The 21,891-nt window shown below is 66.8% G+C and carries 20 protein-coding genes; 9 read left to right on the forward strand and 11 right to left on the reverse strand.

Translation table 11 applies throughout. The features are described from left to right. Positions 1-74 precede the first annotated feature (74 nt). The 3 genes from betA to betI form a co-directional block, all read right to left on the reverse strand. Entirely contained in the window at positions 75-1,817 is a 1,743-nt protein-coding gene (betA, locus tag OMP44_RS11015; protein ID WP_280307988.1) for a choline dehydrogenase, read from the reverse strand. Positions 1,818-1,907: 90 nt separating this feature from the next. After that, positions 1,908-3,380, reverse strand: coding sequence for a betaine-aldehyde dehydrogenase (gene betB / locus OMP44_RS11020; protein ID WP_280307990.1), 1,473 nt, complete (start codon positions 3,378-3,380; stop codon positions 1,908-1,910). A 252-nt stretch (positions 3,381-3,632) separates the two neighbouring features. Beyond that, the gene (gene betI / locus OMP44_RS11025; protein ID WP_208693463.1) at positions 3,633-4,220 is read right to left on the reverse strand and encodes a transcriptional regulator BetI; all 588 of its coding nucleotides are present in this window, start codon (positions 4,218-4,220) and stop codon (positions 3,633-3,635) included. 195 nt (positions 4,221-4,415) lie between these two features. Here betI and OMP44_RS11030 point away from each other — a divergent pair, with 195 nt between their 5' ends. Together OMP44_RS11030 and OMP44_RS11035 are read left to right on the forward strand one after the other, a co-directional pair. Continuing rightward, the gene (locus tag OMP44_RS11030; protein ID WP_280307994.1) at positions 4,416-4,826 is read left to right on the forward strand and encodes a winged helix-turn-helix transcriptional regulator; all 411 of its coding nucleotides are present in this window, start codon (positions 4,416-4,418) and stop codon (positions 4,824-4,826) included. Beyond that, the gene (locus OMP44_RS11035) at positions 4,810-5,811 is read left to right on the forward strand and encodes an LLM class flavin-dependent oxidoreductase (RefSeq protein ID WP_280307996.1); all 1,002 of its coding nucleotides are present in this window, start codon (positions 4,810-4,812) and stop codon (positions 5,809-5,811) included. The genes OMP44_RS11030 and OMP44_RS11035 overlap by 17 nt, the downstream gene beginning before the upstream one ends. A 247-nt stretch (positions 5,812-6,058) precedes the next feature. Here OMP44_RS11035 and nfsB read toward each other — a convergent pair whose 3' ends face one another. From nfsB to OMP44_RS11050, 3 genes are read right to left on the reverse strand one after another with little or no spacing between them, the layout of a single operon-like run. Further along, on the reverse strand, positions 6,059-6,706 hold the full coding sequence (gene nfsB, locus OMP44_RS11040; protein ID WP_158890381.1) for an oxygen-insensitive NAD(P)H nitroreductase: 648 nt from the start codon (positions 6,704-6,706) through the stop codon (positions 6,059-6,061). Between the two features lie 18 nt (positions 6,707-6,724). After that, positions 6,725-7,873, reverse strand: coding sequence for an L-dopachrome tautomerase-related protein (locus OMP44_RS11045; protein ID WP_280307999.1), 1,149 nt, complete (start codon positions 7,871-7,873; stop codon positions 6,725-6,727). Continuing rightward, positions 7,873-8,880 carry a zinc-binding alcohol dehydrogenase family protein gene (locus tag OMP44_RS11050; RefSeq protein ID WP_280308002.1) on the reverse strand — a complete coding sequence of 336 codons (1,008 nt, stop codon included), beginning with the start codon at positions 8,878-8,880 and terminating at the stop codon, positions 7,873-7,875. The genes OMP44_RS11045 and OMP44_RS11050 overlap by 1 nt, the downstream gene beginning before the upstream one ends. 104 nt (positions 8,881-8,984) lie before the next feature. On the opposite strand from OMP44_RS11050, the gene OMP44_RS11055 reads away from it, so the two are divergent. After that, entirely contained in the window at positions 8,985-9,893 is a 909-nt protein-coding gene (locus OMP44_RS11055; protein ID WP_280308005.1) for a LysR family transcriptional regulator, read from the forward strand. Between the two features lie 57 nt (positions 9,894-9,950). Here the strand turns inward: OMP44_RS11055 and OMP44_RS11060 are convergent, their stop codons facing one another. The 3 genes from OMP44_RS11060 to OMP44_RS11070 form a co-directional block, all read right to left on the reverse strand. Continuing rightward, the gene (locus OMP44_RS11060) at positions 9,951-10,976 is read right to left on the reverse strand and encodes an alpha/beta hydrolase (RefSeq protein WP_280308007.1); all 1,026 of its coding nucleotides are present in this window, start codon (positions 10,974-10,976) and stop codon (positions 9,951-9,953) included. Positions 10,977-11,044: 68 nt separating this feature from the next. Further along, positions 11,045-11,461, reverse strand: a complete 417-nt coding sequence (locus OMP44_RS11065; RefSeq protein WP_027597355.1) for an organic hydroperoxide resistance protein — start codon at positions 11,459-11,461, stop codon at positions 11,045-11,047. Positions 11,462-11,605: 144 nt separating this feature from the next. Next, complete coding sequence (locus OMP44_RS11070) at positions 11,606-12,040, reverse strand: MarR family winged helix-turn-helix transcriptional regulator (protein WP_027597356.1); 435 nt, start codon at positions 12,038-12,040, stop codon at positions 11,606-11,608. 88 nt (positions 12,041-12,128) lie between these two features. Between OMP44_RS11070 and OMP44_RS11075 the strand changes: the two genes are divergently transcribed. Beyond that, positions 12,129-13,646 (forward strand): sigma 54-interacting transcriptional regulator, encoded by a 1,518-nt coding sequence (locus OMP44_RS11075; protein ID WP_280308014.1) that lies wholly within the window; start codon positions 12,129-12,131, stop codon positions 13,644-13,646. Between the two features lie 18 nt (positions 13,647-13,664). Here the strand turns inward: OMP44_RS11075 and poxB are convergent, their stop codons facing one another. Continuing rightward, entirely contained in the window at positions 13,665-15,389 is a 1,725-nt protein-coding gene (poxB, locus tag OMP44_RS11080; protein ID WP_280308015.1) for a ubiquinone-dependent pyruvate dehydrogenase, read from the reverse strand. A gap of 296 nt (positions 15,390-15,685) precedes the next feature. Here poxB and vapB point away from each other — a divergent pair, with 296 nt between their 5' ends. The 5 genes from vapB (at position 15,686) to gcvT (ending at position 21,114) form a co-directional block, all read left to right on the forward strand. Next, on the forward strand, positions 15,686-15,916 hold the full coding sequence (vapB, locus tag OMP44_RS11085; protein WP_280308017.1) for a type II toxin-antitoxin system VapB family antitoxin: 231 nt from the start codon (positions 15,686-15,688) through the stop codon (positions 15,914-15,916). Further along, positions 15,916-16,329 (forward strand): type II toxin-antitoxin system tRNA(fMet)-specific endonuclease VapC, encoded by a 414-nt coding sequence (gene vapC, locus OMP44_RS11090; protein WP_280308019.1) that lies wholly within the window; start codon positions 15,916-15,918, stop codon positions 16,327-16,329. Before vapB ends, vapC begins: the two co-directional genes overlap by 1 nt. A gap of 299 nt (positions 16,330-16,628) precedes the next feature. Next, entirely contained in the window at positions 16,629-16,997 is a 369-nt protein-coding gene (gene gcvH, locus OMP44_RS11095) for a glycine cleavage system protein GcvH (protein ID WP_280308021.1), read from the forward strand. A gap of 7 nt (positions 16,998-17,004) precedes the next feature. Further along, positions 17,005-19,860, forward strand: coding sequence for an aminomethyl-transferring glycine dehydrogenase (gcvP, locus tag OMP44_RS11100; RefSeq protein ID WP_280308022.1), 2,856 nt, complete (start codon positions 17,005-17,007; stop codon positions 19,858-19,860). A gap of 144 nt (positions 19,861-20,004) precedes the next feature. Further along, a complete protein-coding gene (gcvT, locus tag OMP44_RS11105; protein ID WP_280308025.1) occupies positions 20,005-21,114 on the forward strand; it encodes a glycine cleavage system aminomethyltransferase GcvT in 1,110 nt (369 codons plus the stop codon). Between the two features lie 83 nt (positions 21,115-21,197). Here gcvT and OMP44_RS11110 read toward each other — a convergent pair whose 3' ends face one another. Then, complete coding sequence (locus tag OMP44_RS11110; RefSeq protein ID WP_280308027.1) at positions 21,198-21,812, reverse strand: glutathione S-transferase; 615 nt, start codon at positions 21,810-21,812, stop codon at positions 21,198-21,200. Positions 21,813-21,891 lie beyond the last annotated feature (79 nt).

The following is a 21,891-nucleotide window of genomic DNA, read 5'->3' on the forward strand; positions in this document are numbered from 1 at the left end:
GCCCGTCGTCACCTGGAAAGGCATATACAAGAAGGGCGCCCGAGGGCGCCCTTCTTGCGTTCGGCTGCCCGGGATCAGGCGGCCGGTTGGTCACGACGCTGCGGGACGGGCTCAGCGGCGCGCTGGCCGTTGACGTCACGCATGGGAGTACCCCGTACCGGGGCGCCATTGGCGACGTAGTAGGCGGCATTGCTGCGCGGCAGCGGGGCGCGACCACGGATTTTGTCGGCGATCTTCTCGGCGATCATGATGGTTGGGGCGTTGAGGTTGCCCGTCGCGATGATCGGCATGATGGAGGCGTCCACCACGCGCAGGCCTTCCAGGCCATGCACGCGACCGGCGCCGTCGACCACCGCCATGTCGTCGGTGCCCATCTTGTTGGAGCAGGACGGGTGATAGGCGGTCTCGGCATGGGAGCGCACGAAGGCGTCCAGCTGGGCGTCGGTCACGCAATCACGGCCCGGGTTGATCTCTTCGCCACGATAGGGATCCAGCGCCGGCTGCTGCATGATCTCGCGGGTCAGGCGGATGCCGTCGCGGAATTCACGCCAGTCCTGTTCGGTGCTCATGTAGTTGAACAGGATGCTGGGGTGCTGGCGCGGATCGCGCGAGGTCAGTTCGATGCGGCCGCGGCTGGGCGAACGCATGGAGCCGACGTGGGCCTGGAAGCCATGGGCCTCGATGGCGTTGGTGCCGTTGTAATTGATGGCGATCGGCAGGAAGTGGTACTGGATGTTGGGCCAGTCGAACTCCTCGCTGGAGCGGATGAAACCGCCCGCCTCGAAGTGGTTGCTGGCGCCCAGGCCGGTGCCCTTGAGCATCCATTCCAGACCGATCTGCGGCTGGTTGTACCACTTCAGCGCCGGGTACAGCGAGACCGGCTGCTTGCACTCGTACTGCAGGTACATCTCCAGGTGGTCCTGTAGATTCTGGCCGACGCCGGGCAGGTCGTGGACCAGCGGGATGTCGAAGCGACGCAGCAGCGGCGCGGAGCCAACGCCGGAGCGCTGCAGGATCTGCGGCGAGGCGATGGCACCGGCGCAGAGCAGCACTTCACGGCGGGCGCGCACGGTGATGGCTTCCAGGGAATCACCCTTCATATAGGCGACGCCGTTGGCGCGCTTGCCCTCGAAGAGGATGCGATCGGTGGTGGCATGGGTGACGATGGTCAGATTCGGGCGACCCTTGGCCTGGTCCAGATAGCCGCGGGCGGTGCTGGAGCGCCGGCCGTTCGGGGTGACGAAGCGGTCCATCGGGCCGAAGCCTTCCTGCTGATAGCCGTTGAGGTCTTCGGTGCGCGGATAACCCGCCTGAACACCGGCTTCGACCATGGCTTCGAACAGGGGATTGGTGTTCGGCTTGGCGGTGGTCACCGAGACCGGGCCGTCGCCGCCGTGCCAGTCGTTGCCACCGGCATCGCGCTTCTCGGCCTTGCGGAAGTAGGGCAGGCAGTCGAGGTAGGTCCAGTCGTCCAGGCCATCGAGTTGCGCCCAGTTGTCATAGTCCAGGGCGTTGCCGCGGATGTAGCACATGCCATTGATCAGCGAGGAGCCACCCAGGCCCTTGCCGCGCCCGCATTCCATCCGGCGGTTGTCCATGTGCGGCTCGGGCTCGGTCTGGTAGGCCCAGTTGTACTGCTTGCCCTGCAGCGGATAGGCGAGGGCGGCCGGCATCTGGGTGCGGAAGTCCAGGCGGTAGTCGGGGCCGCCGGCTTCCAGCAGCAGGACGGTCACGTCCTGGTCTTCGGTCAGCCGGGTGGCCAGGACGTTGCCGGCCGAGCCGGCGCCTATGACGATGTAATCGAATTCGTTTGCCATGAAAAAGTCTCCTCCTGACGGCGGGTGGGGTCTGGCCCCAGCCCCGGGCCCTCTCCAGCGGAGAGGGGAGAACAGCGCTACGGAAGCGGCTTAGAAGATCGAGGCGTAGTCGCCCAGCTCGACCTGCACCGACTTGATGCGGGTGTAGTGGCCGAGGGTGGTGAGGCCGTTCTCGCGACCGACGCCGGAGTGCTTGTAGCCACCCACCGGCATCTCGGCGGGGGATTCGCCCCAGGTGTTGATCCAGCAGATGCCGGCTTCCAGGCGATGGATCATGCGGTGGGCGCGGGCCAGGTCACGGGTGACCACGCCGGCCGCCAGGCCGTACTCGGTGTCGTTGGCGCGGCGCACCACCTCGTCCTCGTCGGCATAGGCCAGGATGCTCATGACCGGGCCGAAGATCTCTTCGCGGGCGATGGCCATGTCGTCACGGCAATCGGTGAAGACGGTGGGGGCGACGAAGTTGCCCTTGGCCAGTTCGCCCTGGGTGACGCGCTCGCCACCGGTGAGCAGGCGGGCGCCTTCGGCGTGGCCCTGGGCGATGTAGCCCAGCACCTTTTCCAGGTGCGGGGTGCTGACCAGCGGCCCGAAGTTGGTCTCGGCGGCCAGGGGATCGCCCAGCTTGATGCGCTCGACCCGCTCCACCACCTTGGCTTCGAAGTCGGCCTTGAGCGCCTGGGGCACGAAGACCCGGGTGCCGTTGGTGCAGACCTGGCCGGAGCTGAAGAAGTTGGCCATGACGGCGATGTCGGCGGCGCGCTCCAGGTCGGCATCGTCGCAGACGATCAGCGGCGATTTGCCACCCAGTTCCATGGTGACTTCCTTGAGGGTCGAGCCGGCGGCGCTGGCCATGACCTTCTTGCCGGTGGCGACGCCGCCGGTAAAGGAGATCTTCTCGATGCCGGGATGTTCGGTCAGGGCCACGCCCACTTCGGGACCGACACCATTGACCACGTTGAACACGCCAGCGGGCAGGCCGGCCTCGGTGTAGATCTCGGCCAGCTTCAGCGCGGTCAGCGGGGTGACTTCGCTGGGCTTGAAGATCATGGCGTTGCCGGCGGCCAGGGCCGGGGCGGACTTCCACAGGGCGATCTGGATCGGGTAGTTCCAGGCGCCGATGCCGGCGACCACGCCCAGCGGTTCGCGGCGGGTATAGACGAAGGAGGTCTCGCGCAGCGGGATCTGTTCGCCTTCCAGGGCCGGAACCAGGCCGGCGTAGTACTCGAGCACGTCGGCGCCGGTGACGATGTCCACGGCCTGGGTCTCGGACAGAGCCTTGCCGGTGTCGAGGGTTTCCAGCAGCGCCAGCTCATCGTTGCGCTCGCGGAGGATGTCCACGGCCTTTCGCAGGATGCGCGAGCGCTGCATGGCGGTCATCGCGGCCCAGACCTTCTGACCTTCGGCGGCAGCGGCCACCGCCTTGTCCACGTCGGCGCGGCCGGCGCTCTGCACCACGGCGAGCACCTCGCCGGTGGCGGGATTCAGGGTTTCGAAGGTGGCGTCACCGGTGGCGGCGACATAACGGCCACCGATGTAGAGCTGCTGTTCGGCAAAACGGGCCATGGACGTTCTCCCAGGCTGGGCGGGCGCCGTGGCACCCGCAAGGAACACAGGGGGCGCGAAAGAAGGGTCTCTCTGCGCCAGCGATGAAGCCAGTCTACTTAATTTTTATTGAACGTTCAATCAATGAAAAATTCGCAGGCGTGCCGAGAACGGCCGATGGGCGGCCCAGAGCGGTTCGATCAGAGGGGGAATGGATAAGGAAAAGCGGGAGGGGAGCCCGCGGCCGGAGCGGACCGGCCGGGGTTGCAGCGGTTAGGCCTTGGCCAGTTGCAGGTCCAGGTAGTCGTAGGCGATCTGCAGGGCCTGCTGGGTGTTGAAGGCGTCGCCGGAGAGGGCGCCGCGCAGCCAGAGGCCATCGATGATGGCGGCCAGGCCGCGGGCCGAGGCGCGCGCCTGGCCATGGGGCAGGAGGCGGCGGAATTGCCAGCAGAGATTGGAATAGAGGCGCAGGTCGTTGATGCGTTGCAGGCGGCGCAGATTGGGCTGGTGCATGCTGGTGGCCCAGAAGGCCAGCCAGGTCTTCATGGCCGGGCCACTGACCTGGGTATCGTCGAAGTTGCCCTGGATGATGGCGCGCAGGTTGGCGGCCGGGTCGTCACCGGGTAGGGCAGCGCGGCGTTCGCGCACGGCCTGGCGCAGGGCATTCATCAGATGCCGCATGGTGGCTTCGAGCAGGCCGTTCTTGTCTTGGAAGTAGTGGCTGATGATGCCGTTGGAGACACCGGCCTTGCGGGCAATGAAGGCGATACTGGCGTCGCCCATGCCGACTTCGTCGACGGCTTCGAGGGTCGCGGCAATGAGCTGCGAACGGCGGATGGGCTGCATCCCGACCTTGGGCACGAGGCATCTCCTGAAGAGAACGGAAGGAGCCTCGGAGGGTAACTATTTTTTATTGAACGTTCAATCAATAAAAACGGTCACGACCTTCCGGATTGTGCCCTGGCCCAGGCGGCAATACCAGTCCTGACAGGTGGTTACTTTTAATAACCGCCCGAAAGGCGTAGGCTGGGAACCAGTTCTGCTTCGAGGATCGCCATGGACGCCGTGGTCAGTCGTATCTCCAGCCGTCGCCGCCTGCATGCCCACGCCTGTCCCATCCGGGACGTGCTGGACCGCATAGGCGATGCCTGGTCCTTGCTCACGCTCTTCACCCTGGCACCTGGTCCGCTGCGCTTCAACGAATTGCGCCGGCGGGTCGACGGCATTTCCCAGCGCATGCTCAGCGTGACCCTGCGTCAGCTGGAGCGCGATGGCCTGGTGTCCCGCACGGTGACGCCGACCAAGCCGCCCCAGGTGGAATACGCCCTCACCGAGCTGGGCCAGAGCCTGATGGTGCCGGTGGGTGCCCTGGCCGCCTGGGCCTCGGCGAAGCAGCCTTTAATTCAGCGCCACAGGGCGGCCTACGATCAGGCCGCCGAGGAGAATCCTGATGACCCGTCTCTCTAAGACCGCCCTGTCGGTCCTCGACCTGGTCCCCATCCGTGACGACGGCGATGCGACCCAGGCGCTGCACAATGCCCTGACCCTGGCGCGCCATGTCGAGCAGCTCGGCTTTTCCCGCTACTGGGTCGCCGAGCACCACAACATGGACGGTATCGCCAGCTCCGCGACCAGCGTGCTGCTGGGCTACCTGGCCGCTGGCACCAGCACCCTGCGCCTGGGATCGGGCGGCATCATGCTGCCCAACCACGCGCCGCTGGTGGTGGCCGAGCAATTCGGCACCCTGGCCTCGCTGTATCCGGGCCGCATCGAACTCGGCCTGGGCCGCGCGCCGGGCTCGGATCAGCGCACCGCCTATGCCCTGCGGCGCGACCGCCTGGGCAGTTCTGACGACTTCCCGCGGGACGTGGAGGAGCTGCAGCACTACTTTGGCCCGCAGCAGCCGGGGCAGGGCGTGATCGCCATGCCTGGGGTGGGAACCGAGGTGCCGATCTGGCTGCTGGGTTCGAGCCTGTTCAGTGCCCAGCTGGCGGCGGCCAAGGGGCTGCCCTATGCCTTCGCCTCGCACTTCGCGCCGCGCTATGTGCACGAGGCGATCCGGCTCTATCGCGAGAACTTCAAGCCGTCCGCGGTGCTCGATCGTCCTTACGTGATGCTCGGGGTACCCCTGGTGGCAGCCGACAGCGACGACGAGGCCGATTACCTGGCCACCACCGTCTACCAGCGCATCCTGGCGCTGTTCCGCGGCGACAGCCTGCGCCTGCAACCGCCGGTACGCAGCATGGAAGGCGTCTGGTTGCCTCACGAGAAGGAGTCGGTATCGAGCCTCCTCGGCATGGCGGTGATCGGCGGCCCGGACAAGGTCCGCGAGCGGCTGGAGCTGTTGCTGGAGAAGACCGATGCCGACGAGCTGATCTTTACCTGCGATGTCTACGAGCAGGCGGATCGGTTGCGCGCCTTCTCGATCCTGGCGGATCTGAAGGGCGGTTGATCGGGGGCTGGGCCTGCTGGGCTGAGACGGCTTCATCGTCGAAGCCCAGCAGGCCCACATGAAAAAGCCGACCCTTTGTAGCGGTCGGCTTTTTCCTGTCTGCGGGAAGGCACCTGCTGCCGTTGTTGGGCTTAACCCAACTTGCGCGTCGTAGCGTGGAAAACCGCGCCAGCGTTTTCCACTGACGGCTACCGGCGGCGCGCTGTGGATAAGGCTGCGCCGTTATCCACGCTACGGTGCTCTGCGGTTACAGGAAGGTGAAGACCTGTTCGCGGGTCAGGCGGGACTTGGGCAGGGCGGCGTTGAAGTCGCTCTCGCCACGATAGCCCAGGCCGACCACTACCAGGGCGGTGTAGCCCTGTTCGCGCAGGCCGAGTTCCTGGTCCAGGCTGTTGGCGTCGAAGCCTTCCATGGGGGTAGCATCAATGCCCAGGGCGGCAGCGCCCAGCAGCAGGGTGCCCAACGCCAGGTAGGTCTGCTTCTCCATCCAGTGCTGCACATCCTTGCGCTCATGACGATGCAGGTCGACGAAATGACGACGGGTGCCATCCTGGGTGGCGCGCGCCTCGGGCTTGGCGAAGCGGCCGTCCCGGGCTTCCTGCTCCAGCACCTGGGCCAGATGGCCCTCGGTCATTTCCAGGCGAGTGCAGAGCACGATGACGTGGGAGGCCGGCAGCACCTTGGGCTCGTTGTAGGGGCTCTGCATGCCACGGGCGACGCGCGCCCTGGCCTCGGCACTGGCGGCGACCACGAAGTGCCACGGCTGGGAATTGACCGAGGAGGGCGCCTGGCGCAGCAGCTCCAGCAGTTCCTCGACCTGCTCGGCCGGGATGCTGCGGGAGCCGTCGAAGGCCTTGGTGGTATAGCGGGTACGGGCGATCTGGGACAGCTGCATGGATAACTCCTGATCGGATCAGTGGGTAGAGGCCGGCTGGGCGTCGATCTTGACGCGGAACAGGCTGTAGGGCTTCTGGCGCAGGTCCTGGCCGCCGTGGAACTGGGCCTGGCGATGGAGCTGGTTGGCGGTGAAATAGAGGTAGCCGTCCGGACCGATGCTGAAGGTGTCGGGCCAGAGCACGCGGGGATCGTGGACCAGGGTCTTCCAGCTGCCGTCGGCCTGGCGCTGGCGCACGGCGTTGTGCTCGTAGTCGCCGGCATAGACGCGGCCCTGGGCATCGGCTTCGAGGCCGTCGGAGGCGCCCTTTTCGCCGAGATCCTGCACCCCGGCGCGCACCTGGGCCTCGCTCGCGCTGGGGTCGCGTAGCAGGGCGGTGGGCACGGCATAGAGGTGGCGGCTGGACAGCGGGCTGAAGTAGAGGGTGCCGCCGTCCGGCGACAGGGCGATGCCGTCGCTGGCGATGGCCGGGCGGACCTTGCTGCCATCGGGGCGCTGCATCAGCAGCGGTTCGCCTTCCACCACCGGGGCGAAGCTGGGGTCGACATTGGCCTGGGGCGCGCCGGTCAGGCGACGCTGGGCCTGGCCGGTGGCGAGGTCGAGGATGATCAGGCCACCGGGAGGCGCCGAGTCGGTGACATAGGCCACTCCGGCGCGACCGACGCGAAAGTCGAAGCGCACGTCGTTGACGTAGCTGTTGGGTTCGAGCACAGCCGCAGGGAAGACCAGGGTCCTGGCGACCTTGTTGGTCTTGAGGTCGATGGCCACCAGCTTGACGCCGCCGGCCTTGGGCGCGGCAAAGCCCGGCGCGGCGGTGTCCAGCACCCAGAGGTGTCCGCGACCATCGGCCACCACGCTCTGCACGCTGATGAAGCCCTTGCCCGGCTGGCCAGGGGTCTCGACGTTGAGCGCGGCGTCCGGGTAGGGCACCGCCTTGCCGTCCTTGAGTTCGGCCACGGTAAAGGGCACCGCGTCGCCCCAGCGCGGGTAGTTGACGAAGATCCGCCCGGTCTCGCTGACGGTGACCCCGGTGGGCATGGCATCCTGGAAGGCGAACACCTGCTCCAGCTGGCCAAGGGTGCGCTCCTGGGGCAGCGGCGCGGCCTGGGCCGCCAGGCTACCCACGGCCAGGGCGACGGTGAGGGTCAGGGCACTGAGGCGGGGCATCAGAAGCCCTCCAGCACGAGCTTGCCGCGGGCCTGGTGGCTTTCCAGCTGGGCATGGGCGCGGCGCAGGTTGGCGGCATCGATCCGGCCCAGGTGTTCGCCCAGGGTGGTCTTGAGGGTGCCCTGGTCGATCAGTCCGGCGACGCGCTCGAGGATCTCGTGCTGGCGCACCTTGTCCGGGGTCTGGAACAGCGAGCGGGTGAACATCAGTTCCCAGTGCAGCGACAGCGACTTGGCCTTCATCGGCACCACGTCGAGTTGCGCCGGATCGTCGATCACGCCCAGGCGACCTTGGGGTCGCAGGACATCCACCAGCTGGGTGAAGTGCTCATCGGTATGGGTGAGGCTGGCCACCAGAGTCACGCCGTCCAGGCCCAGGGCTTCGAGCTGGGGACGCAGCGGCTGGTGGTGGTCGATGACGTGGTGGGCACCCAGCTGGCGCACCCAGTCCTGGGTTTCCTGGCGCGAAGCGGTACCTATCACTGTCAGCTCGGTGAGCTGGCGGGCCAGCTGCACCAGCACGGAGCCGACGCCACCCGCCGCGCCCATCACCAGCAGCTGCTGGCCGGCGCCGCCGCCTTCGGTCGCGCCGAGACGGTCGAACAGCAATTCCCAGGCGGTGATGGCAGTCAGCGGCAGGGCCGCGGCCTGGGCGTGATCCAGGCTCCTGGGCTTGTGCCCGGCCAGGTGTTCGTCGACCAGGTGCAGCTCGCTGTTGCAGCCGGCGCGGAACAGCTCGCCGGCGTAGTAGACCTCGTCACCCACGGCGAAGCGGCTGACGGCGCTGCCCACCTGCCGCACCACGCCGGAGACGTCCCAACCCAGCACCTTGGACTCGCGCTGCACCAGGCCCTGGCGCACCTTGGTGTCGACTGGATTGACCGATACGGCGCGGACTTCCACCAGCAGATCATGGGCTTCGGGCGTGGGATCGGTCAGCACCGCGTCCTGCAGGGCACGAGGATCGCTGGCGGGCAGGGTGGTGTCGCCGTGGATGATGGCTTTCATGGGCGGATTCCTTTGTACGATGAGAAACATGAGGCCATGGTCGTCTTCATTGTCGGTCGGAAAAAGCGGCAGAATCGGATAGCACCTTCACTGCAGGAGTGAAAATGATCCGCTTCGATGACCTTGGCCTCTTCGTGCGTTCCGCCGCCCTGGGCAGCTTTTCCCGCGCGGCCCGCGAGGCAGACCTCTTGCCGGGTCAGGTGAGCGCCGCCATCGGCCGGCTGGAACGCGAACTGGGCATACGCCTGTTCGCCCGTTCGACCCGCAGCCTGCGACTGACCGCCGAGGGCGAGGCCTATCTGCCCTACGCCCGTGAGGTGCTTGAGACCCTGCGCGAGGGGCGCGAGCGGTTGCAGGGGGAGAGTCCGGAATTGCGGGGGGTGCTGCAGGTGGCGGCGCCTTCGGATCTGGGGCGCAATCTCTTGTTGCCCTGGCTGGCCGAGTTTCGTCAGCGCCATCCCGGCCTGACGCTCAGGCTCTACGTCTCGGACCAGCAGGCCGACGTCTACCGCGATCCGGTGGACATCGCCATCCGCTACGGCCGGAGTCAGGATGACAGCCTGGTGGCCCTGCCGCTCGCCCCTGACAACCGCCGGCTGCTGGCGGCGGCGCCGACCTATCTGGCCCGCCAGGGTGCGCCGCGCAACCTGGACGACCTGTCCGGACACGCCTGCCTGCTCTACCAGCTGCATGGTCGCACCTATGACAAGTGGAGCTTTCCACAGGCCGATGGTGGCCTGCGCCAGGTGGCCGTCAGCGGACCCTTGCAGAGCGACGATGCCGAAGTGGTGCGGCGCTGGGCGGTGGCCGGGGAGGGCATCGTCTACAAGTCCTGGCTGGACATGCGCGACGACCTGCAGCGCGGTCGGCTGGTGCGGCTGCTGCCCGAGCAGCCCGGCGAGCCCTTGCCGCTGCAGCTGTTCTGCCCGCATCGGCGGCAATTCTCGCCGGCGGTGCGGCAGCTGCATGGCTGGCTGGCGGAACGCTTTGCGGCCCTGGGCAAGCAGCCCTGAAACGCAAAGGGGGTGGCGCCGCGAACGGAACCACCCCCTCGGGTACCGCGTCCTGCCTTACTGCAGGTGCTGCTTGAGCAGCTGGCCGGCCTGAGTCAGCGCAGCCTGGACCTCGGGCACCTTGGCCAGGACGTTGAGCAGGCCGTAGTCATGGATCATGCCGTTGTAGCGCACCTGGACGACCTCGACGCCGGCCGCGTTGAGCTTGCGGGCATAGGCCTCGCCTTCGTCACGCAGCACGTCGTTCTCGGCGGTCTGCACCAGCGCCGGCGGCAGGCCCTTGAGCTGGGCCTCGCTGGCCCGCAACGGCGAGGCATAGACGTTGGCGCGCTCGGTCTCGCTGGTGGTGTAGTTGTCCCAGAACCACTTCATCATGTTGCGGGTCAGGAAGCGGCCCTCGGCATAGGTCTGGTAGGAGCCGTTGTCGAAGCTGGCATCGGTCACTGGCCAGAACAGCACCTGGTAACGCAGCTTGGGCGTGCCCTTGTCCTTGGCCATCAGGCTGACCACCGCGGCCATGTTGCCGCCGACGCTGTTGCCGGCCACCGCCAGGCGACTGCCGTCGACCTCGATCTCCTTGCCATGCTCGGCGACCCACTGGGTCGCGGCATAGGCCTGGTTGATGGCCACCGGGAAGTGGGCCTCCGGACTCGGGGTGTAGTTGACGAACACCGCCGTGGCGCCGGACGCTACCACCAGGTCACGCACCAGGCGCTGGTGGGTGGGGAAATCACCCAGCACCCAGCCGCCGCCATGGAAGAACATGAAGGCCGGCGTCTGTCCCTTGGCGTTCGCCGGACGGACGATGGTCAGCTGCAGCGGCTTGCCGTCGACCTGAATGGTCTTCTCGCGGATCTTGACCCCCGAGAGATCGACCTTGACGCCGGACTGGGCGCCGGACAGCACCGCGCGGGCGTCCTTGGGGCTCAGGGTTTCCAGGGGTTTGCCACCGCTGCCGTTCAGGGCGTCGACGAAGCCCTGGGTGGTGCGCTCCAGATGCGGATCGGGCTGGGGCGCGGCAAAGGCGCTGCCTAGGGCCAGGGTGAGCGCGGAAAGGCCAAGCAGGCGAGAGACGGTACGCATGACAGATGACTCCTCGAACGGGAAGGACCGGGCGCCTCGGCTGAAGCGCCTGGGTAATACCGCGACCCTTAGGCCAGGGTCAGGCGCACGTCCACGTTGCCGCGGGTGGCGTTGGAGTAGGGGCAGACCTGGTGGGCCTTCTCGACCAGGTCTTCGGCCACGGCGCGCTCCAGGCCCGGCAGGCTGATGACCAGCTCGACGTCCAGGGCGAAGCCGGTGGGGATCGGGCCGATGCCGACCTGGGCGGTCACGCTGACGTCCGCCGGCACGGCGATCTTTTCCTTGGCGCCAACGAACTTGAGCGCGCCGATGAAGCAGGCCGAGTAGCCGGCGGCGAAGAGTTGCTCGGGATTGGTGCCGGCACCGCCGGCGCCGCCCAGCTCCTTGGGCGTGGACAGCTGCACGTCCAGGACCTTGTCGCTGCTGATGGAACGGCCGTCACGGCCACCGGTGCTGGTTGCGGAAGCGGTATAGAGAATGTTCATGGCGTGCTCCTTTTTAGGTATCGCGATAACTGTCTAATCGGACGTTGACCGAAGGAATCGTCCGGGTACGGATTTAAGTTATCGCGATATTGGTTATCGCGCAAATACATTTTCGGGAGCAGCCGACCAGCGGCAGCGAAGGGGCTAACGCTCCAGCTTGGCCCTCAGGGTCATCAGATTTTCGCGCAGGGCATTCATCTGGGCATCGCCCAGCGCGCAATAGCTGCTGATGGTGCCGTTGATCTCCCGGGCCCGCTCGCGCAGGGCACGGCCAGACTCGGTGAGTTCGATGGACAGGTTGCGCTCGTCCTCGGCATTGCGCTGCCGGGTCACGTAGCCCTCGGCCTCCAGGCGCTTGAGCACCGGTGTCAGGGCCCCTGAGTCCTGGTGCAGCCGGCGCGCCAGCTCCTTGAGCGGCAGCCGATCGTTTTCCCACAGCACCAGCATCATCAGGTACTGCGGATAGGTCAGGCCCACCTCTTCGAGCAGCGGCTTGTACACCTTGGTCATGGCCAGCGAGGTGGAGTACAGCGCGAAGCACAGCTGCTGATCGAGAAGAAGGGGGTCTTTGTTGTTCATCGCGTTCCCGCCTGGGTAAATGAGAAATGATTCTACCCCGAGCATTTGGGTAGCATTAGTCCTTTCGCCCTCAGACCCCAGGGTTTCCATGCGTATCCATGTGTCGTTCATCGATCGTGTCGGCATCACCCAGGAAGTCCTGGCGCTGCTCGGCGCCCGCAATCTCAACCTGGACGCCGTGGAGATGGTGCCGCCCAACGTCTACATCGATGCGCCGACCCTGAGCGCGACGGTGCTGGAGGAATTGCGCGCCGCCCTGCTGACCGTGGTGGGGGTGGAGGCGGTGCGGGTGGTGGACATCCTGCCCGGCCAGCGCCGCTCATTGCAGCTCGACGCCCTGCTCGCGGCCATGGCCGATCCGGTGCTGGCGGTGGACGGCGAGGGCCGCATCCTGCTGGCCAATCCGGCCTTTGCCGCCCTGGCCGGGGAAGGCGCCGGCAACACCCTGGCCGAACTCTTCAGTGACGGCGAATTGTCCGCCGAGCTGCTGGACCAGGGCTTTCGCCTGCCCCTGCGCGAGGTGGTGCTGCGCGGCCAGGCGCTGCTGCTGGACGCCACGCCCATCGGCGAACCGGTGGGCGGCCTGGCCGGTGGGCTGCTGACCCTCTATGCCCCCAGTCGCATCGGCGGCCGCCTCTCGGCGCTGCGCCACGACACCCCCGAGGGCTTCGATTCGCTGCTTGGCGACTGCGCTGCCATCCGCACCCTCAAGGCCCGCGCCCAGCGCCTGGCCGCCCTGGAGGCGCCCCTGCTGATCCTCGGTGAAACCGGCACCGGTAAGGAACTGGTGGCGCGCGCCTGCCATGCGGCCAGTGCGCGGCGCGAGGCACCCTTTCTGGCGCTGAACTGCGCGGCCCTGCCGGAGAGCCTGGCCGAGAGCGAATTGTTCGGCTATGCCCCGGGCGCCTTTACCGGCGCCCAGCGCGGCGGCAAGCCGGGCCTGCTGGAGCTGGCCGACCAGGGCACGGTGTTTCTCGACGAGGTCGGAGAGATGTCGCCCTATCTGCAGGCGAAGCTGCTGAGATTCCTCTCCGATGGCACCTTCCGCCGCGTTGGCGGGGCCCAGGAAACCCAGGTCAATGTGCGCATCCTCGCTGCCACCCATCGCGATCTGCAGGCCATGGTCGCCGCCGGCACCTTTCGCGAAGACCTCTTCTATCGGCTCAATGTACTCAGCCTGCAGGTGCCGGCCCTGCGCGAGCGTGGCCAGGACATCCTGCTGCTGGCGCGGCACTTCCTGCAGCAGGCCTGCGCCCAGATCGGCCGACCGCCGTGCCGCCTGGCGCCGGCCACCTATGGCGTGCTGCTCGGCAACGCCTGGCCGGGCAACGTGCGGCAATTGCAGAACATCCTCTTTCGCGCCGCCGCCATCAGCGAGAGTGGCCAGATCGACGTCGACGACCTCGACCTGGCCGGCACGGCGGTGGCGGGGCAGGTCGAGACCGAGGTCAGCACCCTGGAGGCCGCCGTCCAGGGTTACGAGGCGGCGCTGCTGGAGCGGCTCTATCCGCAGTATCCATCTAGTCGCCAGCTGGCCGCGCGCCTGCAGACCTCTCACTCGGCCATCGCCATGCGCCTGCGGCGTTACGGCATCCCGCGGCGCTAGAGGCCGCGGGCGTCCGGATCAGCGCAGCACGTTGGTCTTGGCCAGGTCCACCACCTCGCTGCCGCGGCCACTCATCACCGCGCGCAGCATGTAGAGGCTGAAGCCCTTGGCCTGGGCGGCCTCGATCTTCGGTGGCAGCGACAGCTCCTGCTTGGCGATGCGCACGTCCACCAGCGCCGGGCCGGGGTGGGCGAAGGCTTCCTCCAGGGTGGCGTCGAGCAGGCTGGCCGAGTCCACCTTCCAGCCGCGCACACCGCAGGCCTCGGCCACCTGGGCGAAGTCGACGGCGGCGAGATCCGTGGTCTCGTCGATCATGCCGGCGGCCTTCATCTCCATGGCGACGAAGCCCAGGGTGGCGTTGTCGTAGACGATGACCTTGACCGGCAGCTTTTCGCTGGCCAGGGTCGCCAGCTCGCCCAGCAGCATAGACAGTCCGCCGTCGCCGGCCAGCGCCACCACCTGGCGATCGGGATAGGCCGCCTGCAGACCCATGGCCTGGGGCAGGGCATTGGCCATGGAGCCATGGGTGAAGGAGCCGGCCAGCTTACGCTCGAAATTCATCGCCAGGTAGCGCGCGGCCCACACCGTTGGAGTGCCGACGTCGCAGGTGAAGAGGGCGTCCGCTGCGGCCAGTTCGCTGACCCGGGTGGTCAGGTACTGCGGATGCAGCGGCTCGCCATCGGCGGTGGCAGTGGCCAGTTCGTCAAGCTCGGCCCGGGTCTTGCGGTAGTGCTGCTGGGCCTTTTCCAGAAAGCGGCTGTGGCTGTTGGGCTTGAGCCGCGGCAGCAGGGCGTCGAGAGTGGCGCGGACATCGCCCACCAGGCCCTTGAGCAGCGGGGTACGCACGCCCAGGTGGGCGCCGCGCACGTCGATCTGCACCACCCGGCCGTGATCCGGGAAGAAGTTGCGATAAGGGAAGTTGCTGCCCAGCATCAGCAGCAGGTCGCACTCCTTGAGTGCGTGATAGCCGGACGAAAAGCCGATCAGGCCGGTCATGCCCACGCCATAGGGGTTCGAGTACTCGATATGGGCCTTGCCGCGCAGGGCATGGACCACCGGCGCCTGCAGCCGCTCGGCCAGCGCCACCACCTGGGCATGGGCACCGGCGCACCCGGCGCCGCAGAGCAGGGTGATGCGCTTTTCCCCGGCCAGCAATTCGGCCAGGGCATCCAGTTCGGCCTCCGGCGGTACAACAACCGGACGCACCGGTTCGCTCCACTGGACTTCCTTGATCGGCGCCTCGGCTAGGGCCACGTCGCCGGGAATCACCACCACCGACACCGAACGGTTGAGGATGGCCGAGCGCATGGCGGTCTCGAGGATGCGCGGCAGCTGCTCGGGATGGGAAACCACCTCGCAAAAGTCGCTGCAGTCGCGGAACAGCCGCTCCGGATGGGTCTCCTGGAAATAGCCCAGGCCGATCTCGCTGGAAGGAATCTGGGCGGCGATGGCCAGCACCGGCGCGCCGCTACGCTGGGCGTCGAACAGGCCGTTGATCAGGTGCAGGTTGCCCGGACCGCAGGAGCCGGCGCAGACCGCCAGGCTTCCGCTGGTATCGGCCGCGGCACTAGCGGCGAAGGCGGCGGCTTCTTCATGCCGCACCCCGCGCCAGCGGATGCGATCGCGCTTGCGCAGGCTTTCGGTGAGGCCGTTGAGCGAATCGCCCGGCAGGCCCCAGATGGTGTCCACACCAGCAGCTTCGAGGGTGGCGACGAGCAGATCGGCAACGGTTTTCAAAGCCATGACAAAGACTCCAGACAAGGATGGGAGAGGGCAAAGCCGCTTGGCAGAGGTCTTGTTGTGCCTTGTTGGTCCGATGAAGCGGGGCGGAAGTTCGCGTTGGTGCTCTTGTCTGAATCTGGTCTCAGGCTCCGGTGACATTCCCGGCTCCGGCGTTCTCGCCCAGGCTTCGCCAGATGTCATCCGCGAGAAGAGCGCTATGCCAGCTGTATCGCGTAGCGTCGGGAGCATGCCGATTGACAGATCTAGCCTTGCCCCTAATATGGGATATACAATTGATATATCCCGGGAGGTCGATCATGGATCAAGGTGCCGTATTTCAAAGCAATCGCAGTCAGGCGGTAAGACTGCCAAAGGCGGTTGCCCTGCCCGAAGACGTGAAGCGCGTCGATGTGGTTGCCCTAGGCCGCACCAGAATCATTACTCCTGCCGGGGAATCCTGGGATTCCTGGTTTGAGGGAGAGTGCGTTACGGCGGATTTCATGGCGGAACGTGACCAGCCTGCCGAGCAGGAACGCGAGGGCTTCTGATGCTCAAGTTCATGCTCGACACCAACACCTGCATTTTCACCATCAAGAACCGACCGGTGTCGGTTCGCGAGGCCTTCAACCGGCACCAGGGGCAGTTGTGTATCAGTACGATCACCCTGATGGAGCTGATCTACGGTGCAGAAAAATCTTCCAGCCCGGAGCGCAACCTGGCGGTGATCGAGGGCTTCGCCGCGCGTCTGGAGGTGTTGAAGTACGGTCCCGAAGCTGCGGCGCACACCGGGCAGTTGCGTGCCGAATTAGCCCGAGCGGGGCAGCAGATCGGTCCCTACGACCAGATGATCGCGGGACATGCGCGCTCTCTGGGCCTGATCGTGATCACTAACAATCGTCGCGAGTTCGATCGGGTACCAGGCTTGCGCGTCGAAGACTGGGTTACCGCGACAGGGAATTAGCGAGCGAGAGGTTTGATCCGTCTCTGTCTCCATCAGCGGGATAGGGAACAGCCTGTGCCCCACCGTACAGCCCAGCTGTCGGACCCATGACCCTGGCTAACATCGTAACGATTTCGATACGGTGTTTGCTAATCGATACGGCTATGATCGATTAAACCGCCTGCCGTAATGATTTCACTACAGAGCAATTGTGGGCCTCCAGCTAAACCCCTGAAAATACTGGCTTTTATTCCTGGCATCACCCTTGCACCGCCAGACCCCATCTATCCATCAGGACAAAGGTCCGCAGGAGTCTGGCAATGGGTCTGCGCTATACCGAAGAACACGAATGGCTGCGTCAGGAAGCCGATGGCAGCATCACCGTCGGCATCACCGACTATGCTCAGGACTCGCTGGGCGATCTGGTCTTCGTGCAACTGCCGGAGCTGCGCAGCTACGCCCAGGGCGATGAAGTGGCGGTGCTGGAGTCGGTCAAGGCTGCCAGCAACATCACCATGCCGCTGGACGGCAAGGTCCTGGCCGTCAACGAGGCGCTCAATGATGCGCCCGAGACCATCAACAGCGATCCGCTGAACGCCGGCTGGTTCTTTCGTTTCCAGCCCGCCAATGCCGAAGCCTTCGCCGCGCTGCTCGACGAAGCCGCCTATCAGCAACTGATCAAGGGGTAAGACCGCCATGTCGCTGCACGACACCCTCAGCACCGCCGACGAATTCGTCCCGCGCCACATCGGTCCGCGCGAGCTGGACGAGATCGCCATGCTGAACCTGCTCGGCTACGAATCCCTGGACGCCATGACCGCCCAGGTGATCCCCGAAAGCATCAAGGGCACCAGCGTACTGGACCTGCCCGCCGGGCTGTCCGAGGCCGACGCCCTGGCTGAGCTGCGCACTATCGCCGGCAAGAATCGCCTGCTCAAGAGCCTGATCGGCCAGGGCTACTACAACACCCACACCCCGGCGCCGATCCTGCGCAACCTGCTGGAAAATCCGGCCTGGTACACCGCCTACACCCCCTACCAGCCCGAGATCTCCCAGGGTCGCCTGGAGGCGCTGCTCAACTTCCAGACGCTGATAGGCGACCTCACCGGCATGCCGGTGGCCAACGCCTCGCTGCTGGACGAGGGCACCGCTGCCGCCGAGGCCATGACCTTCTGCAAACGCCTGGCGAAAAACAAGGCCAGCGCCTTCTTCGCCTCCGTGCATTGCCATCCGCAGACCCTGGACGTCCTGCGTACCCGCGCCGAGCCCCTGGGCATCGAGGTGGTGGTGGGCGTGGAAACCGAGATCGAGGACCACAGCCGCTTCTTTGGTGCGCTGTTCCAGTACCCCATGACCACTGGCGAGATCCGCGACTACCGGGAGAGCATCCAGGCCTTCCAGGCCGCCGGTGCCCTGGTGGCCATGGCCGCCGACCTGCTGGCGCTGACCCTGCTCACCCCGCCCGGCGAGCTGGGTGCGGACGTGGCCATCGGCACCGCCCAGCGCTTTGGCGTACCGCTCGGTTTCGGCGGTCCGCACGCGGCGTACTTCGCTACGCAGGACAAGTACAAGCGCGACATGCCTGGGCGCGTCGTCGGCGTCTCCATCGACCGCCACGGCAACCCGGCCTATCGCCTGGCGCTGCAGACCCGCGAGCAGCACATCCGCCGCGAGAAGGCCACCAGCAACATCTGCACCGCCCAGGTGCTCCTGGCCAACATCGCCAGCATGTACGCGGTCTACCACGGTCCCGAAGGCCTGACCCGCATCGCCACCCGGGTGCAGCGTCTGACCAGCCTGCTGGCCGCCGGCCTGCAGCGCCTGGGCCACGAGACTCAGCACACCGCCTTCGACACCCTGACCCTAGTGTTCGGCGCGCGCACCGCCGCCCTGCACGAGGCCGCCCGTGCCCGTGGCTACAACCTGCGCGAAGTCAGCGCCGAGGCCCTGGGCGTATCCCTGGACGAGACCAGCACCCTGGCCGATGTCCAGGCGCTGCTGGAGATCCTGGCCGATGGCAAGCCCGCGCCCCAGGTTGCCGAGCTGGGCGATGCCCAGGGTGTGGAAGTGCCCGCGGCGCTGCAGCGCCAGTCGGCCTTCCTGACCCATCCGGTATTCGCCAGCCACAGGTCCGAGACCGAGCTGATGCGCTACCTGCGCAAGCTGGCGGACAAAGACCTAGCGCTGGATCGCACCATGATCCCGCTGGGCTCCTGCACCATGAAGCTCAACGCCGCCAGCGAGATGATCCCGGTCACCTGGGCCGAATTCGGCGGTATCCACCCCTTCGCCCCGGCCGACCAGGCCGAGGGCTATGCCCAGCTCACCACCGAGCTGGAAGCCATGCTTTGCGCCGCCACCGGCTATGACGCCGTCTCCCTCCAGCCCAACGCCGGTTCCCAGGGCGAGTACGCCGGCCTGCTGGCCATTCGCGCCTATCACGCGAGCCGTGGTGAGAAGGAGCGCGACGTCTGCCTGATCCCGGCGTCGGCGCACGGCACCAACCCGGCCACCGCCAGCATGGTCGACATGCGCGTGGTGGTGGTGGCCTGCGACAAGCGTGGCAACGTCGATCTCGACGACCTGCGCGCCAAGGCCGAGCAGCACAGCGAGCGCCTGGCCGCGCTAATGATCACCTACCCGTCCACCCATGGGGTGTTCGAGGAAGCCATCCGCGAGATCTGCCAGGTGGTCCATGACCACGGTGGCCAGGTCTATATCGACGGCGCCAACATGAACGCCATGGTCGGTCTCTGCGCCCCGGGCCAATTCGGCGGCGACGTCTCCCACCTCAACCTGCACAAGACCTTCTGCATCCCCCACGGCGGCGGCGGTCCGGGCGTCGGCCCCATTGGCGTCAAGGCGCACCTGGCGCCCTTCCTGCCCGGCCATGCCCGGCTGGAACGCAAGGAAGGCGCGGTCTGCGCGGCGCCCTACGGCAGCGCCAGCATCCTGCCGATCTCTTGGATGTACCTGAAGATGATGGGCAGCGCCGGTCTGACCCGTGCCTCGCAAATCGCCATCCTCAGCGCCAACTACATCGCCCGCCGGCTGGAAGAGCACTATCCGGTGCTCTACAGCGGCACCGGTGGCCTGGTGGCCCACGAGTGCATCCTCGATCTGCGTCCGCTCAAGGACAGCAGCGGCGTGACCGTGGACGATGTGGCCAAGCGCCTGATCGACTTCGGCTTCCATGCCCCGACCATGTCCTTCCCGGTGGCCGGCACCCTGATGATCGAGCCCACCGAGAGCGAGTCCAAGCAGGAACTGGATCGCTTCTGCGACGCCATGATCGCCATCCGCGAAGAGATCCGCGCCCTGGAAGCCGGCACCCTGGATCCCCAGGACAACCCGCTGAAAAACGCGCCGCACACCGCGCGCGAACTGGCAGGCGAGTGGACCCACCCCTACAGCCGCGAGCAGGCGGTCTTCCCGCTGGCGAGCCTGGTGGACGGCAAGTACTGGCCGCCGGTGGCGCGCATCGACAACGTTTACGGCGATCGCAACCTGGTCTGCTCCTGCCCGCCGATCGAAGCCTACGGCGAGGCCTGAGCCCTTACCCCCGGCCCCTCTCCCTCAGGAAGAGGGCCGGGGTGAGGGCTGACCCGATCACCCACGTCGCGACCCCATAGCCCAGCGCTGTCCCGTTCCCCTTGCCTGGGGCGCGACAGCCGCCACCCGACACGGAGCTCCACCATGTCCCTGCTCAAGACTTCGCTGCACGCCCTGCACCTGGAACTCGGCGCCCGCATGGTGCCCTTCGCCGGCTACGAGATGCCGGTGCAATACCCGCTCGGCGTGCTCAAGGAGCACCAGCACACCCGCGCCCAGGCCGGGTTGTTCGATGTGTCCCACATGGGCCAGGTCCTGCTCGAAGGCGAAGAAGCCGCCGAGGCGCTGGAGACCCTGGTGCCGGTCGACATCATCGACCTGCCCAGTGGCATGCAGCGCTATGCCCTGCTGACCGACGACAACGGCGGCATCCTCGACGACCTCATGGTCGCCAACCTGGGTGACTGCCTCTACCTGGTGGTCAATGCCGCCTGCAAGGAAGCCGATCTCGCCCACCTGGAAAAGCACCTGGGCGATCGCTGCCAGGTGCTGCCGCAATTCGACCGCGCCCTGCTGGCCCTGCAAGGGCCCGCCGCCGCCGCGGTGCTGTCGCGCCTGGCGCCGGAAGTGGCCGAGATGACCTTCATGCAGGTGCGCCGCGTCAAGCTGCTGGACCAGCCCTGTATCGTCAGTCGCAGTGGCTATACCGGCGAAGACGGCTACGAGATCTCGGTGCCCAGCGCCGCCGCCGAGGCCCTGGCCCGCCGCCTGCTGGCCGGGCCGGAAGTCGAGGCCATCGGCCTGGGCGCGCGCGACTCCCTGCGCCTGGAAGCCGGTCTCTGCCTCTATGGCCATGACATGGATGCCGGCACCACGCCGGTGATGGCCAACCTGGGATGGGCGCTGTCCAAGGTACGTCGTGAAGGCAACGGTCGCGCCGGCGGTTTCCCCGGTGCCGAGCGCATCTTCACCGAGCAGCGTGAGGGCGTGAGCCGCAAGCGCGTCGGCCTGTTGGTCCAGGAGCGAGTGCCGGTGCGCGAAGGCGCGGAGCTGGTGGATGCCAACGGCGCCAGCATCGGCCGTGTCACCAGTGGCGGCTTCGGGCCGACCCTGGGGGCGCCCGTGGCCATGGGTTATGTCGACAGCGACTTCGCCGCCCTGGATACCCAGCTGTTCGCCGTGGTGCGCGGCAAGCAGGTCCCGGTCAAGGTCGCCAAGACTCCCTTCGTGCCGCAGCAGTATTACCGCGGGTAAGAGCATCGCGGCCAGGGGCCGCTCCTACAGTATCCGTAGGAGCGGCCGCATCGGCGGATCGCCATGGCCGCGATGCTTTTCCGTCACGCCAGCGGATAATCGCGGAACACCGACAGTGCCTCCGCTTCGGCGGTCAGGGCCTCCAGCGTCGGGTAGTTACGCCGCTCGATCAGCCCCGGCAGGGCGAAGTGCAAGAAGGTCCAGGCCACCGCCGTGTCGATGGCGTCCTGGCCGATAGTGTCTTCACTCAGCGGCGGACGCGGGCCCAGCCAGGCCTTGTCGAGGGCGCCACAGGCCGCGCGCAACTGACCTTCCACGCGCTGCTGCCAGGGTGCATGACGCTTCTCTTCCGGCCGCAGATCACGCTCGTACACCAGTTGCACCGCCTTCTCGGACAGGGCCAGCGCCAGGCCGCTGCGACTGAGGGCGGTCGCCCGGGCCGCGTGGCCACTCGGCAGCAGTTGCCGACTGCCACAGGCGAGATGCTGGGCATAGTCCAGAATCAGCGACGAATCCATCAGCCGCTGACCGCCCAGGCAGATCAGCGTGGGCGCCTTGAGCACCGGATTGAAGCTGCGAAAGCGCTCGACCTCGCGAAACAGCGACACCTGGCGCAGTTCGAAGGGTAGAACCAGCAGGCGAAGGGAGATCGCGACTCGCCGCACATAGGGGGAGTCGAGCATGCCGATGAGTTGCATGGGGGCGTCCTGTCAGAAAGAGTGAATCCTGTTTCACGTGGAACGTCATCCTTGCCGCGTGCTTCACGACAGGTGCCGC

This window comes from Pseudomonas flavocrustae, from assembly GCF_029872515.1.
Classification (GTDB): domain Bacteria; phylum Pseudomonadota; class Gammaproteobacteria; order Pseudomonadales; family Pseudomonadaceae; genus Chryseomonas; species Chryseomonas aestiva.

Coding starts and splice junctions, on each gene's coding strand:
- betA (WP_280307988.1), bottom strand. CDS start 1,817: ATGGCAAACGAATTCGATTACATCGTCATAGGCGCCGGCTCGGCCGGC.
- betB (WP_280307990.1), bottom strand. CDS start 3,380: ATGGCCCGTTTTGCCGAACAGCAGCTCTACATCGGTGGCCGTTATGTC.
- OMP44_RS11030 (WP_280307994.1), top strand. CDS start 4,416: ATGGACGCCGTGGTCAGTCGTATCTCCAGCCGTCGCCGCCTGCATGCC.
- OMP44_RS11035 (WP_280307996.1), top strand. CDS start 4,810: ATGACCCGTCTCTCTAAGACCGCCCTGTCGGTCCTCGACCTGGTCCCC.
- nfsB (WP_158890381.1), bottom strand. CDS start 6,706: ATGCAGCTGTCCCAGATCGCCCGTACCCGCTATACCACCAAGGCCTTC.
- OMP44_RS11045 (WP_280307999.1), bottom strand. CDS start 7,873: ATGCCCCGCCTCAGTGCCCTGACCCTCACCGTCGCCCTGGCCGTGGGT.
- OMP44_RS11050 (WP_280308002.1), bottom strand. CDS start 8,880: ATGAAAGCCATCATCCACGGCGACACCACCCTGCCCGCCAGCGATCCT.
- OMP44_RS11055 (WP_280308005.1), top strand. CDS start 8,985: ATGATCCGCTTCGATGACCTTGGCCTCTTCGTGCGTTCCGCCGCCCTG.
- OMP44_RS11060 (WP_280308007.1), bottom strand. CDS start 10,976: ATGCGTACCGTCTCTCGCCTGCTTGGCCTTTCCGCGCTCACCCTGGCC.
- OMP44_RS11065 (WP_027597355.1), bottom strand. CDS start 11,461: ATGAACATTCTCTATACCGCTTCCGCAACCAGCACCGGTGGCCGTGAC.
- OMP44_RS11070 (WP_027597356.1), bottom strand. CDS start 12,040: ATGAACAACAAAGACCCCCTTCTTCTCGATCAGCAGCTGTGCTTCGCG.
- OMP44_RS11075 (WP_280308014.1), top strand. CDS start 12,129: ATGCGTATCCATGTGTCGTTCATCGATCGTGTCGGCATCACCCAGGAA.
- poxB (WP_280308015.1), bottom strand. CDS start 15,389: ATGGCTTTGAAAACCGTTGCCGATCTGCTCGTCGCCACCCTCGAAGCT.
- vapB (WP_280308017.1), top strand. CDS start 15,686: ATGGATCAAGGTGCCGTATTTCAAAGCAATCGCAGTCAGGCGGTAAGA.
- vapC (WP_280308019.1), top strand. CDS start 15,916: ATGCTCAAGTTCATGCTCGACACCAACACCTGCATTTTCACCATCAAG.
- gcvH (WP_280308021.1), top strand. CDS start 16,629: ATGGGTCTGCGCTATACCGAAGAACACGAATGGCTGCGTCAGGAAGCC.
- gcvP (WP_280308022.1), top strand. CDS start 17,005: ATGTCGCTGCACGACACCCTCAGCACCGCCGACGAATTCGTCCCGCGC.
- gcvT (WP_280308025.1), top strand. CDS start 20,005: ATGTCCCTGCTCAAGACTTCGCTGCACGCCCTGCACCTGGAACTCGGC.
- OMP44_RS11110 (WP_280308027.1), bottom strand. CDS start 21,812: ATGCAACTCATCGGCATGCTCGACTCCCCCTATGTGCGGCGAGTCGCG.